Source organism: Rhodococcus sp. UYP9 (genome assembly GCF_040547235.1).
Taxonomy (GTDB): Bacteria; Actinomycetota; Actinomycetes; order Mycobacteriales; family Mycobacteriaceae; genus Rhodococcoides.
In genome coordinates, this window is record NZ_JBEPPH010000001.1 from 894,901 (window position 1) to 907,818 (window position 12,918).

General features: G+C 63.0%; 13 protein-coding genes. 5 read left to right on the forward strand and 8 right to left on the reverse strand.

Going from position 1 to position 12,918, the window contains the following annotated elements; genetic code table 11:
* The first annotated feature begins 21 nt into the window (after positions 1 to 21).
* Positions 22 to 1,476 (forward strand): protein adenylyltransferase SelO, encoded by a 1,455-nt coding sequence (locus ABIB36_RS04170; protein ID WP_354559229.1) that lies wholly within the window; start codon positions 22 to 24, stop codon positions 1,474 to 1,476.
* A gap of 14 nt (positions 1,477 to 1,490) precedes the next feature.
* Here ABIB36_RS04170 and ABIB36_RS04175 read toward each other — a convergent pair whose 3' ends face one another.
* On the reverse strand, positions 1,491 to 1,946 hold the full coding sequence (locus tag ABIB36_RS04175; RefSeq protein ID WP_354559230.1) for a carboxymuconolactone decarboxylase family protein: 456 nt from the start codon (positions 1,944 to 1,946) through the stop codon (positions 1,491 to 1,493).
* A 47-nt stretch (positions 1,947 to 1,993) separates the two neighbouring features.
* Between ABIB36_RS04175 and pdxR the strand changes: the two genes are divergently transcribed.
* Positions 1,994 to 3,406, forward strand: coding sequence for a MocR-like pyridoxine biosynthesis transcription factor PdxR (gene pdxR, locus ABIB36_RS04180; protein WP_084344995.1), 1,413 nt, complete (start codon positions 1,994 to 1,996; stop codon positions 3,404 to 3,406).
* Positions 3,407 to 3,533: 127 nt separating this feature from the next.
* Here the strand turns inward: pdxR and ABIB36_RS04185 are convergent, their stop codons facing one another.
* From ABIB36_RS04185 to ABIB36_RS04210, 6 genes are all read right to left on the reverse strand, one after another.
* Positions 3,534 to 4,271, reverse strand: a complete 738-nt coding sequence (locus ABIB36_RS04185) for an SDR family NAD(P)-dependent oxidoreductase (RefSeq protein ID WP_354559231.1) — start codon at positions 4,269 to 4,271, stop codon at positions 3,534 to 3,536.
* Positions 4,271 to 5,290 carry a phosphotransferase family protein gene (locus ABIB36_RS04190; protein WP_354559232.1) on the reverse strand — a complete coding sequence of 340 codons (1,020 nt, stop codon included), beginning with the start codon at positions 5,288 to 5,290 and terminating at the stop codon, positions 4,271 to 4,273. The genes ABIB36_RS04185 and ABIB36_RS04190 overlap by 1 nt, the downstream gene beginning before the upstream one ends.
* Positions 5,287 to 6,498: an acyl-CoA dehydrogenase family protein gene (locus tag ABIB36_RS04195; RefSeq protein ID WP_354559233.1), complete on the reverse strand. Its 1,212-nt coding sequence runs from the start codon at positions 6,496 to 6,498 to the stop codon at positions 5,287 to 5,289. The genes ABIB36_RS04190 and ABIB36_RS04195 overlap by 4 nt, the downstream gene beginning before the upstream one ends.
* A 75-nt stretch (positions 6,499 to 6,573) precedes the next feature.
* Positions 6,574 to 7,287: a haloacid dehalogenase type II gene (locus ABIB36_RS04200; protein WP_354559234.1), complete on the reverse strand. Its 714-nt coding sequence runs from the start codon at positions 7,285 to 7,287 to the stop codon at positions 6,574 to 6,576.
* Between the two features lie 72 nt (positions 7,288 to 7,359).
* A complete protein-coding gene (locus ABIB36_RS04205; RefSeq protein ID WP_354559235.1) occupies positions 7,360 to 8,340 on the reverse strand; it encodes a hypothetical protein in 981 nt (326 codons plus the stop codon).
* A gap of 108 nt (positions 8,341 to 8,448) precedes the next feature.
* Positions 8,449 to 8,910 (reverse strand): NUDIX hydrolase, encoded by a 462-nt coding sequence (locus ABIB36_RS04210; protein WP_084344989.1) that lies wholly within the window; start codon positions 8,908 to 8,910, stop codon positions 8,449 to 8,451.
* Between the two features lie 117 nt (positions 8,911 to 9,027).
* Here ABIB36_RS04210 and ABIB36_RS21915 point away from each other — a divergent pair, with 117 nt between their 5' ends.
* The 3 genes from ABIB36_RS21915 (at position 9,028) to ABIB36_RS04220 (ending at position 11,509) form a co-directional block, all read left to right on the forward strand.
* Positions 9,028 to 9,198 (forward strand): DUF8730 family Cys-rich protein, encoded by a 171-nt coding sequence (locus tag ABIB36_RS21915; protein ID WP_502944866.1) that lies wholly within the window; start codon positions 9,028 to 9,030, stop codon positions 9,196 to 9,198.
* Between the two features lie 117 nt (positions 9,199 to 9,315).
* Positions 9,316 to 10,089, forward strand: coding sequence for a sulfite exporter TauE/SafE family protein (locus ABIB36_RS04215; RefSeq protein ID WP_084344988.1), 774 nt, complete (start codon positions 9,316 to 9,318; stop codon positions 10,087 to 10,089).
* 58 nt (positions 10,090 to 10,147) lie between these two features.
* On the forward strand, positions 10,148 to 11,509 hold the full coding sequence (locus ABIB36_RS04220; RefSeq protein ID WP_354559236.1) for an MBL fold metallo-hydrolase: 1,362 nt from the start codon (positions 10,148 to 10,150) through the stop codon (positions 11,507 to 11,509).
* 40 nt (positions 11,510 to 11,549) lie between these two features.
* Here the strand turns inward: ABIB36_RS04220 and ABIB36_RS04225 are convergent, their stop codons facing one another.
* Positions 11,550 to 12,851 (reverse strand): lipase family protein, encoded by a 1,302-nt coding sequence (locus ABIB36_RS04225; RefSeq protein ID WP_354559237.1) that lies wholly within the window; start codon positions 12,849 to 12,851, stop codon positions 11,550 to 11,552.
* Between the last annotated feature and the right edge of the window lie 67 nt (positions 12,852 to 12,918).

Genomic DNA, 12,918 nt, shown 5'->3' on the forward strand with positions numbered 1-12,918 from the left:
GGCGCCCAGTTACCCTCGGTTATGGCCGTACACCCGAAGCTCCACGCAATTCCAGGCCTCGCCAGTACCTTTGCCGATCAGTTGGAAGGCCTTGCGGTCCCGTGGGAAGGAGCGTCCGCGCCCGAGCCGAGACTGCTCGTACTCAACGAAGAGTTGGCGGCGTCGTTGAACCTCGACGTCGATGCGCTGCGCGGTGAGGACGGGGTGGCCATCCTGTCCGGATCAGCAGCTCCCGAAGGTTCGAGCCCAGTGGCGATGGCCTACGCCGGGCACCAATTCGGTGGATACGTACCCTTGCTCGGCGACGGGCGCGCACTGCTGCTCGGTGAACTCAGCAGCGCCCAGGGCCAGGTCGATCTGCACCTCAAAGGATCTGGTCGTACACCTTTCTCGCGCGGCGGCGACGGCCTGGCCGCGATGGGACCGATGCTGCGCGAATACATGATCAGCGAGGCGATGAATTCCCTCGGCGTCCCCACCACGCGAGCGCTATCGGTCACCGCCACCGGCCGCGAGGTGATGCGCGAGGGCCCCGAGCCCGGCGCGGTGCTCGCCCGAGTCGCCGCCAGCCACATTCGCGTCGGAACTTTCGAGTTCGCGGTACGACAGGAAGGCCAGGTACAACTACTCGCCGATTACACCATTGCCCGTCACTATCCGGATCTTGCCGGGGACTACTCGGCGTTCTTCGAGGCCGTCGTCGAAGCACAAGCGTCACTGGTCGCGCGATGGATGCTCACCGGATTCGTCCACGGTGTGATGAACACCGACAACACCACGATCTCCGGCCAGACCATCGACTACGGCCCCTGCGCGTTCCTCGATGCCTACGATCGGTCTGCGGTGTTCAGTTCGATCGACCACGGTCGCCGCTACGCCTTCGAGAACCAACCCACCGTGCTGCAGTGGAACTTGGCGAGATTCGGCGAAACGCTGCTCGCGCTCATCGGGCCTACTCCCGAACAAGCGATCCCGGTTGTGACCGACATTCTCGATACCTTCTTCGATCGGTACGAACGCCACTTCGCGACGGGTATGGCGGCCAAGCTCGGCCTGACCGAGGAACAACTCGACGGAGTAGCGGTCGACGATCTGCTCCAGCTCATGGAAACCCATGGCGCCGACTGGACCGGCACCTTTCGCGCTCTCGCCGACGAACTGCGCGGCAACCCCGAGCCCCTCGACGCTCTGATCCCGCGCGAACACAGCCGGCCGTGGCTCGACCCTTGGCGGTCGGCCCTGACCGACGAAGCGCACACAGCCGACGCGATGGACCGCATCAATCCGCTCTACATCCCACGGAACCATCTCGTCGACGCCGCCCTACGCGCTGCAACAGGCGGCGACCTCGAGCCGTTCGAGAAGCTACTGGACGTCGTGACCCATCCGTTCGACCTCCGCGAAGGCTTCTCGGACTATGCGCAACCTGCACCGCAACTGTTCGCGGAAAGCTTCCGGACGTTCTGCGGGACCTGATCCGTGCTCGAAGACTAGGCAGTTCGGTTGTCGACGCCAGGGATCAGGTGCGTTGTGATGCCGATGCGATTCCACGCGTTGATGGTGAAAATTTGCGCGATCAACTGGGCAATGCCGTGGTCGTCGAAATGCTCGGCGACGCGGTCGTACACGTCGTCGGGGACACCACCTTGCGAGATCAACGTGACCGATTCGGTGAGTGCCAGGACGGCCTGCTCCTTCTCATCGAAGAAATTTCTCGCATCCCGCCACACCGCCACCAGCGCCAGCCTCTCTTCGCTCTCCCCAGCTTTGCGTGCGTCGGATGTGTGCATGTGCAGGCAGTACGCGCACCCGTTCAGCTGCGATGCTCGGATCCTGATCAGCTCCGCCAGGGATGGATCGATTCCCGCTCTGGTGGCGGCATCGAGTGCGACCAATGCCTTGCGGACTGCAGGATCGGAAGATGCGAAGTCGATTCGTGTTGTCATGCCAGGAACACTACGAGGCCAGGTGACCGCAGGTATGGTTCAATCCCGTGGTCGAAAATCTGGTCAATCGACATCCATCTGCCGTCGATCTGCATCTGAATCTCGCTCCCGACGGCTCTCGTAAGGCAGCACTGTCCGAAGCATTGCGCGAGGCAGTGACCTCGGGTCGTCTCGAATCCGGATTCAAGCTTCCGTCCTACCGAGCACTGGCCGAGGACCTCGCAATTGCGCGAAACACCGTGGCCGAGACCTACGCCGAACTCGTCTCCGAGGGGTGGCTGGAGGCACGGCAAGGCTCCGGCACCCGCGTCGCACATCGCCCTGGAGCACCGCAAGAAAAGGCCAGAGCAGTCATCCGAGCCGAGATTCGGCCACAGTTCGAATTCCGTTCCGGCAGGCCGGATCCCACGACCTTCCCCAGGTCGCGATGGCTTGCCTCTGCTCGACGCGCAGTAACAGCAGCACCGACGCACGCATTCGGGCCGGGTGATCCGCACGGCAGGATCGAGTTGCGTCGGGCACTGGCCGACTATCTGTCGCGCACGCGCGGGTTGGTCACCGATCCACGCAAAATTGTGGTGTGCGCCGGCTTTTCTCACGCCGCTGAGATCCTTTCCGACGTGGTTGCGGCGCCACCGTTCGCAGTCGAATCGTACGGACTCCCGTTTCACCGAGCGATCTACGAGAAGACCGGCCCGACGATTGCGCTTCCGATCGACCGAAACGGTTGCATCACCGACGAACTCACGAGCACGGACGCGCAGGTGGCGGTATTGACTCCGAGCCACCAATTCCCCACCGGATCATCACTACATCCACGACGGCGCACCGCTGCCATCGACTGGGCACGCACGACCGGAGGGCTAGTGGTGGAGGACGACTACGACGGCGAGTTCCGGTTCGACCGAACTCCGGTAGGTGCAATGCAAAGCCTCGACCCGGACCGAGTGATGTACGTGGGCTCGGTGTCGAAGAGCCTCTCTCCCGCGCTTCGGTTGGGTTGGATGGTCGTTCCGGAACGACTACTGGATCCGGTCCTCGAAGCCAAGGGTGTTCGCGAATCGACCGTGGGCGTGATCGACCAACTCACTCTCGCCGATCTGATCGCAACCGGCGGGTACGACCGCCATGTCCGCGCGATGCGAACGCGCTATCGGCGCCGCCGTGCTCACTTGATCGATGCTCTCGGAGAACGAGTTCCGTATGTTGCAACGATGGGGATCTCCGCGGGTTTGCAAGTAGTGGTGACACTCCCACCGGGCACAGAATCGGCGGTGCTCCGCGCGGCCGGCGATGTCGGAGTCGCCGTCGACGGACTCTCGCGGTTCCGACACCCTGACGCAGCCGGCAAGAAGGTGGACGGCCTTCTCGTCGGCTACTCCGCTCCGACGGAGCACACGTTTCCTGCTGCAGTCGACGCGTTGGTGAACGTCTTGGTCAGCGTTGGCCGAGTCCGCTGAGTGGGTTCGGGGCGGATTCCGCGCGCCCCTGATCGCTTCAATGGTCCTTTCATACGATTGTTTCGTATGAAAGGACCATTGAAGCAAAGGAATTGGGCGCGAGCGGAATTAGGGTTGCGCGAGGCCGTCAGGCGCCGAGACCTGCTCCGGCCCGCGTGACGACGATGCGCGGAACCACGGCGCGGGAGGAGAGGTTCAGAATGCTCGTGGCCAGTTCGACGATGTCGGCGACCTGGATCATCGTGTCTGCCGGAATCTTGTCCTTGGTCCAGTCGCTCATGTCCGTGTCCACGTACCCGGGTGCGATCGAGGTACCGCTGACGCCGTTACCACTTTCCTCCGAGTTGAGTGTGTCGATCAGGGAGAGCACCGCTGCCTTCGTGGCACCGTAGATGCCGAGTCCGGCTTCGGAATAGACGCCGGCAAGGGACGCGAGTGCAATGACTTTTGCGCCCTTGTCCGGGTTCTTCTCGGCCGCGGCACGCAGCAGCGGTATCGAACTCTGCAACAACGTGAACGGTGCTCGCAGATTGACGTCGAGCGTCTTGTCGAATCGACGCATCGGGTAGTCGGCAATCGAACCTGCGGTTCCCACACCGGCATTGAGGATCAGGGCATCCATGGAATCGAAGTGTTCACGGTGTGCCGCGACGATCTTGTCGGCGGACTCACGGTCGGCAAGGTCGGCGGCGACTGTCACGACGCGTGGTGCACCTGCCGCGCGCAACGCCGGTTCGACAGCGTCGAGTGTCTCCTTCGTTCGCGCAGTGATGGTGAGCGAGTACCCCAATTCCGCTAAGCGGGTAGCGATTCCGAGGCCGATCCCGCGCGATCCGCCGGTGATGAGAGCAGATTTTCCGACCATCAGTTCTTCCCTTCGATCGCTCGTAAGCCTGCTGCCATGAACTCGTGTGTCGCTTCCGCTGCGGCTGCCGCCCCCGAACCGGTGTCGGAGCCCGCCAGTGCGCGATGAGTGATGCCCTCGCCGATGACCCCGAGCTTGAAGTTCGCCAGCGCGATGTAGAAGTTCCAGTCGGTCAGCTCGACTCCGCTCGCTTGCGAATACTGTTGAGCCAGTTCGTCCGCGGTCGGGTAGCGATCACTGGTCCATGCCGCGCTGACACCGAGGACGTCGTCGAAAATCGGCTGCCGATAGACACACATCAATGCGACGTCGGTAAGCGGATCGCCCAGCGTGGACATCTCCCAGTCCACGACGGCAGCAATGGAACTGGTGTCACCTTCGGTGAGGATGACGTTGTCCACCCGGTAGTCGCCGTGCACGATGCTCGACGCCGACCTGGACGGAATTGCGGCCTGCAGCTTGTCTCGCAGCCGATCGACATCAGCGAGATCGCGCGTCTTGACCGACTCCCACTGCCGTGCCCATGTCCTGACCTGCCTGCCGACGAAACCGTCCGGCTTTCCGAACGACCCGAGCCCTACGGCCTCGAAGTCGACCGAATGAAGCAGTGCGATCACTCGGACCAATTCCGCTGTGTTGGCGGCAATGTCGGCATCGGACAGATCGTCGAGATCGGCGCGTGTTCGAATGACCCGGCCTGGTTCGAAGTCGACGATGGTCATGGGCGCACCGAGGACTACGCCCTCGGCGTCGAAGGCAACGGTTTTCGCAACTGGAACCTCGGTACTCTGCAGCGCGTTGGTGACAGCCCACTCGCGGGCCATGTCATGCGCCGACGGCGTCAACCCGCTGGTGGGCGGTCGTCGAACCACCCATGCCGAGGTGTCGTCGTAGGCTTTGAAGGTCAGGTTGGAGCGGCCGCCGCTGATCAGCTCGACCCTGAGCTCACCGGAGACTTCGACGCTCTCGGACAGGAACTTTCTCAGCGCTGGCGTATCCATGCCTGGCAGTTCGCTCATGCGTTCGCCTCTCGTGCTGCTCTTTTCGCGGCGCCGACAACCCGCTTCGCGATGGCCCAGCGATGGACCTCGGACGGGCCGTCGTATACCCGGAAAGGGCGGATTTCACGCGAGAGCCGCGCGAGGGGAAGGTCGTCGGAAACCCCGAGGCCGCCGCACATCTGGATACTGCGGTCGACGATCCGGAAGACGGCTTCGGCGGCGAAGGTCTTCGCGATCGATGTCTCGTTGCCGGCAGTCGAGCCCTGATCGAGCGCAAAGCAGGCCTGGACCAGTAGCGCTCGCGTCGCGGCGATGTCGATTTCGTTGTCGGCAACCATCTTCTGGATCATGCCCAAATCGCCGAGGACCGAGCCGAACCCTTCACGCTGCGCGACCTGTGCGACAGCGATCTCGTGTCCGCGTCTGGCTGCACCGAGCCAGCGCATGACGTGTGTCATGCGGGCGGGTCCGAGACGCACCTGCGCGTAATTGAATCCTTCGTCGACGGCACCGAGCACGTTCTCGTCGGGGACGAAGACATTGTCGAAGAAGACCTCGCAGTGCCCACCGATCGTCGCTTGGTCGAGTGTGCCGATGTGGCGGCCGACCTTGATACCTTCGGTGTCGGCGGGCGCGAGGAACATCGTCGCTCCTGCGCGGTCACCGGGCTTGCCTGCGGTGCGGGCCATGATGATGAAGAATCCTGCGCCGTCGGCGCCGGTGATGAACCATTTGTGCCCGTCGATGCGCCAGCCGCCGTCGACCTTGATTCCGGTGGACCTCAACGCCGAGGGATCCGAGCCGGCACCCGGTGCGGGTTCGGTCATCGCGAATGCCGACCGGACATCGCCCGCTGCCAGCGGCGCCAGGAACTGTTCTTTCTGTGGCCCGGAGGCAATGTGCGCCAGCATGTGCACGTTTCCCTCGTCGGGCGCCCCGATGTTGAGCGCGGCAGGTCCGAAGAGCGAGTATCCGCCCTCTTCGAACAGGGGTGCGCGGTCGCTCATGTTCAGGCCTGCGCCGCCGTACTCGATGGGTGCGTGGGGCGCGAACACGCCTGCTTTCTTCGCCGCCTGTTGCAGCGAAATCCGCAGCTCATCACCACCTGCGTCGGTGAAATTTCCGAGGAATTCGTCTTCGACCGGGAGGACTTCTTCCCGTATGAACGTCCGCGTTTTGCCGATCAGCGCCTGGACGTGGGGTGAGTAGGTCAGATCGACAGCCACAGATATGCTCCTCGAAATCTCCTTACCGAGCGATCGCTCGGTAAGGAGCACGCTCCCATGCTTCGGCCGGGTCCGTCAAGATGCGACATCGCTTCCGAAGCGCTGGGCCAGCCGCACGAGGGAGGTCGCTTCCAGATCCGGGGCGTGAAAGTAGTCGGGGTACCCGCCGCCGTCGCGGTTCAGCCACGCCGTGGCCAACCCGGCTCGGCTTGCCCCATCGATGTCCCAGGGATGGACGGCCACGAGCATGGCCTCGCGTGGATCGTCGACGTCGCATTGCGCGAGTGCGTACTCGTAGGCGTGGGCAGCAGGCTTCCATTCTCCGACTGCATCGACGGAGAGCAGCATCTCGAATCTGCTCAGCAGTCCGGCCGAATCGAGAAGTTTCTCGGCGACGCCGACCGACCCGTTACTGAGGGTGATCATCCGAATCCCGATCTCTGCCAAGGCGGTGACCCCGTCCGCGACGTCCGGGTGGACGTCGAGCCTGAGGAATCCGTCCATGATGTGTTCGACTGCTGCGTCGAGCGGTCGGTTGAGCTGCACACCATGAAGCATCGCTTTCAGCAACCCCGACCCCACGTCCGCGAACTTCCCCGCATTCCCTGCAGCGCTCAAAGCGAACCCGTCGCGCAAGAGGCCACCGAACCACGACCCCGCCAAGGGCGAGGTCGCTCCTACATCGACGAACCGCTCCGGCATCGTCGACATATCGGACAGAGTTTCGTTGACGTCGAAAACGATCACCCGCGGTCGACGAGGATTGCCGACGAAGGTCGATGAACTCATAGAGACTCCTGTCGTTGGCGTATGCCCACCGGAACCCACTGCCAGGGCATATCCATTCCAGTCTCTACCTCGTCACTGGTACGAGACCATCAACGGTTGCGGCTGTCGCAGCATCGTCTCGGCGGGCGTGAACATCGGCGCGTCCTCGTCGTAGAAGTTCTTCCACCCCAATGGTGTTCCCACGGGGAGGGAGTCTCGGACCGCGGCCCAGGTTTCCTCTTTCGCTGCCGGGCCACCTTGGCCGTCCATGTGCACCAAAATTTGAACGCCAGGCTGGGAGAGCTCGACGCGCTCGAGTCCGCGCACCATCTGAAGTTGAAATTGGTGCAGTAGCAACAGCTTCTGCGGTAGATCACCTGCAGTCACTATGCCGTCGAGCAGGGCTTTCACCTCTTCGATTTCGACTGCATCGACGCTACCCACCCGTTCGAGTGGGTACTGGCCGGGCTCGAGTTTCCATTCCGGATCGAGCGCGAGTCCCACATTGGGAAACGCGAGCAACTCTGCATAGATGCGTGCTTGATCGACGAAACGGGCCCGGCCGGGCTGCAGATCCAACAGCACGTAAACGCCCGCCTGCTGTGCTTTCTCGACCCATGGCCGCAACATCTCCACACTGGCCTCACCGGAGTAGTCCCCATCCGGTCCGGGCGCTTGGTGAGCGACTGTGGCGATGAGCTCGAATGTCGGCACGACCGGTACTTCGCTGAATTCTTGGTATTGGGCTGCCAAATGCCGAACCCGGTCGATTGCTGCATCCGGACCCTGCTCACCGAGGGCACCGAGCCCGGGGGCACCGGGATGTCCGTAGAGCGCGACCAGTCGACGGCCCGGGAAAAGCTGTCTACCACCACCAGGAAGTTCCACTGGTTCAGGCACCACTGCTGGTTCAGGAACCACTGCCGCGGGTGTGTCGGGGCTATCAGCGGAGACGTCCGACGTCGCCGGAGCGGGTTCGGTGGCCCCGGCGGTACAGCCGGCCGTCAGCAACAGTGACATCACTGCGGCAGCGGCGGCGTATCGAGAACATGTGGGTGAACCAGGACTGTGCATCGTCGCTCCCCCTTTTTCACAGAGCACCTCTTGGTGCGTGCGCAGCGTAGACACAAACGATGCTCGTGACCAACTTGCCCGACGCCATTCCTGGCTGCGGCGCAAGTATCAATCGACCACGTTTTCCTGGAGATGGTCGAGTAGGACCACTTGTGCCGCATTGAGCTTCGAACGGGCCTCGGCGACCGAAAACCACTCGACCCGATCGATCTCCGGAAATGTAGTCTTCGTGCCGGACTTGGGCGGCCACTCCATTTCGAAGGTGTTGCTGACGGCACTTGCGGGATCGAAGTCAGCTTCGACGGCGAAGACAGTCACGATCTTGCCGCCGCGCTGAGTGATGACGGGTAACTCGATCGACAGCTCTTCCGGTGGCTCGTAGCCGGTCTCTTCGGTGAACTCGCGTCGGGCGGCGTCGCGGGGATCCTCGTCGGTGTACTCACCTTTGACGACCGACCAGGCACCGAGGTCCTTGCGACTCCAGAACGGGCCCCCGGGGTGCGCGATCAACACCTCGAGGACGTCGCCCCGTCGTCGAAACGGAAGTAGGCCCGCACTCTTCTTCGGCACTCGAGCAGCATGGCAGATGCAACTGCTTCGTAAAGTCGCATTCATACCCCCTGGGGTACTTGCATACCCCCCTTGGTATATGACAACCTGGAAGCAACCCGACAGACAGGACTGGATATGTGCAACCCCGTCAAATGCCCGAAGTGTGGCAAGACCACCTGGGCCGGCTGCGGTCGCCACGTCGACGACGTTATGAGAAATGTTCCAGCATCTCGCCAGTGCACCTGCGCGCCCGAGCCGGCGGCACCGACAGGAAACAAAATCTTCCGCTCACTGTTCCGCCGTTAGCTCTACCAGCGTCGGACTCCATTGCCGCAGTTCGACGCCCGGAAGGATTCCCACCATGAGCATCACTCTGCACGCAGCCATCGACACATTCGGCGACCAGGCAGCAATGCAGCGCTGATGACACTGGTCCTGGCTCTGATTCTCGGCGTCGCCGTCGGCATCCTGCTCGGTCTCCTCGGAGGCGGTGGGTCGATCCTGGCCGTTCCGGTCCTCGTCTACGCCCTCGGACTACCGCTGTCGGAGGCGATACCGACCTCGCTGTTGGTGATCGGCATCGCCTCGGCAACCGGTGCGATCCCCAAGGTGCGGGCACGGCTCATCGAATGGCGACTGGCTGCAATCTTCGCGGCCACCGGCATAGTCGGCACCCTGGTAGGTACAGCCGTGGGGAGGCATCTGCCCGATACCGCCGTGATGATCGGCTTCGCGATCGTCATGATCATCGCTGGAACACGCATGCTGCGCACCAACGATGACCTCGGAACTGCTTGCAGGACCGACAATTCCGGGATCGACTGGCGGCGATGCGCACCGCGGTCCATACCGACAGGTTTCGGTGTCGGCGTTCTCACCGGACTGTTCGGCGTCGGCGGAGGATTCCTCATCATTCCGGCCTTGGTGCTGCTGTTGGGAATCGAAATGAGTGTTGCCGTCGGGACCTCGCTGGTAGTCATCGTGGCCAACTCCGCCGCAGGTCTTCTCGCCCAATCAGGAGGCCTCGGTGGGAACTGGCCCCTCACCGTCACATTCGCCGCCGCCGCGATTGTCGGCTCCCTTGCAGCAGGACGCTTCAGCAACCGCGTCGATGCCGACAAGCTCCGGCAATGGTTCGCCTACCTGGTGTTCGCCGTCGCAGGCTACGTGCTCGTCGACACCCTCTTCCTCTCATGACGGTCGATGGCCTCGCGGCCCTCTCCGCATGCCGACAACGACCCCAAGGAGCACTCACATGAACGCGACCGCACCGGACATCGCCATCATCGAAACCACGAGCCTCGGCGACCGCAGCTACTTCATCAGCTACGACGGCGTTGCGGTCGTCATCGATCCCCAACGTGACATCGACCGCGTCCAGGCATTGGCTGCGGACAAGAGCGCCAGGATCACGCACGTGCTCGAAACCCACATACACAACGACTACGTGACCGGTGGACTCGAACTCGCCCGCGCTACCGGTGCCCAGTACCTCGTCCCGGACGGCGATCCCGTCGAATACGAACGCCGAGCCGTGCTCGACGGCGGCATCATCGAGGCGGGCGCGATGACACTGCAGGTCATGCACACCCCAGGCCACACTCATCACCACGTCAGCTACGTTCTGCGCCATGACGGTGAGCCGATCGCGATCTTCACCGGTGGCTCGATGCTCTACGGATCCACCGGCCGCACCGACCTACTCGGCTCCGAGCACACCGAGGAACTCACCCACGCGCAGTTCCACTCGGTTCGTCGTATCGCTGCCGAACTCCCCGCCGATGTCGAGGTCTACCCCACCCACGGTTTCGGTAGCTTCTGTTCTGCCACCCCCACTACCGGCGATTCCTCCACAATTGCCCAACAGCAACAGTCCAATCCTGCTTTGACTCAGGACGAACAGAGCTATGTCGAGGAATTGATCGCCGGTTTGTCCGCGTATCCCGCTTACTACGCGCACATGGGCGTCATCAATGCCCAGGGGCCGGAACCGATCGACCTGTCCATGCCCGAGCCCGTCGATCCCGAGGAACTTCGTCGCCGCATCGACGCCGGACAATGGGTCGTCGACCTACGTGCACGCACCGCATTCGCCGCCGGACACCTCGATGGATCTCTCGGCTTCGAGCTGTCCTCGAGCTTCGTCACCTACCTCGGCTGGCTCTACCAATGGGGTGCGCCGCTGACGCTGATCGGCGAATCATCCGATCAGATTGCAGAGGCCACCCGAGAGCTTGCGCGCATCGGTATCGATCGCCCCTCCGGTTCTGCTGTCGGAGAGATTCATTCGCTCGTCGGTGATGGAGAATTGCGGTCGTACGAGGTGTCCGACTTCGCCGGACTCGGTGGCGCTGCCGGTGAGCGTGAGGTACTCGTACTCGACACGCGTCAACACTCCGAGTACGCAGACGGCCACATCCCCGGTGCCGTCAACATCCCTCTCCACGAACTGCCGCGTCGCCTCGCGGAGATCCCGGCCGGCGAGATTTGGGTGCACTGTGCATCCGGTTACCGTGCCTCGATCGCAGCCTCGCTGCTCGACCGAGCAGACCGCAGCGTCGTCCTCATCGACGACGATTACGACAGCGCAGTCGAGCTCGGCCTGCAAAAAATCTGACTGAACCGCCGAGTCCTCGGCTCGGCAACGAGCTAATGGCTCATAGTCGGCGACCGAACAGAACCAACACCGCCGACCACAGCAGCGCAAGGAGACCGAACGCTGCGCGGAGCGAGAACGCCGTCGACCAGACGGTGTTGACTCCCGACGGCGGCACCGGCCGTCCCGCGAATCGATCCTCCAACCAGTCGAGCGTCAGCGGAGCCGAAAGCGGATGCAACGACAAGTGCTCGCTGAACCGATCGCGAAGGTAGGTGACGTGCGCACCGTGGTTCAGATAGCGATCGACCTGACTGTCGACGTCGTCGACCGCGATGATCTGATCGTGCACCGCCTGGACCACGAGCATCGGCACGGTCGGTGCTATCTGCCCTGGCTGGATGGCTTGAAAGATGTCGAGGACTTCGGGGCTGGCCAGCAGGTCGGCGAGGGGTATATCGATGTACTCGTCCAGGTCGTGCCGCGCGAGTCTCCTCACAGCCGAGACGGTGGTGAGATCGTTCACCGAGTCGAGCAGCTCGAGACCGGCCGAACTGACGTGTTGCGTTATGAAGCGGTCGAGGTCGGGGTAGGTGCGGCGCAGGCCCGCGACCACCAGCGTCGGCAGGCCGGCATGCACTGTCGCATTGAGCCGAATGAAAGCCGAGGCGGGATCGCCGACCGGTGATCCGAGTGCTGCTCCGAGAAGATTGATTTCCGGTGCATACTCGGGAGCCATCTCCGCCGCCCACGACGACGCCAGGCCGCCACCGGAGTAACCCCACAACCCAACCGGACCGTCACTTCTCAGTCCAAGTGGCGAGAAGCTCAGGGCCGCACGCACCGCATCGAGCGTGCAGAACCCCGGCTCACGGGGTGATCCCCAATGCCCATGCGGGCCTTCATGATCCGGAATCGAGACCGCCCATCCTCGGCGGAGCGCATGGAGGATCAATACGAATTCGAACTGCGGGACCGCGCCCCACGCTTTCGCACCCTTCTGCAGCGCGTACGAGGGAAAACACGAATCCGACACCGCATCGATCGCGCACTGATAGGACAGCAGCGGCACATCTCCGACGCCCGTTCCACGCGGCCGCAGTACCGTGGTCACGCTCGCTTGTGGCGCATCGTCGAGGTCGTTGGTGCGATAGAGCAATTGCCAGGCGTCGACCTGCTGCGTAATACGGCCATAGAGGGCCAAGTCCACTTCGCGTATCCGAAGGATCGTCCCCGGTTCCGTCGTCTCGAAACCCGCCGGCGGGGCATAGAACGCGTCGTCAGAGGGCCGAAGTGCCCGTCGAGGCCGTGGCGATTCTTCCGCCGAGAACGGCGTTGCGCCACTGTCCCTGTCGACGCTCATCGCCCACCCCTTTTTATCCGAGTCTTTCAGTCACAGTAACCCGGGGAAAGGATAACCGGCCTCGGCC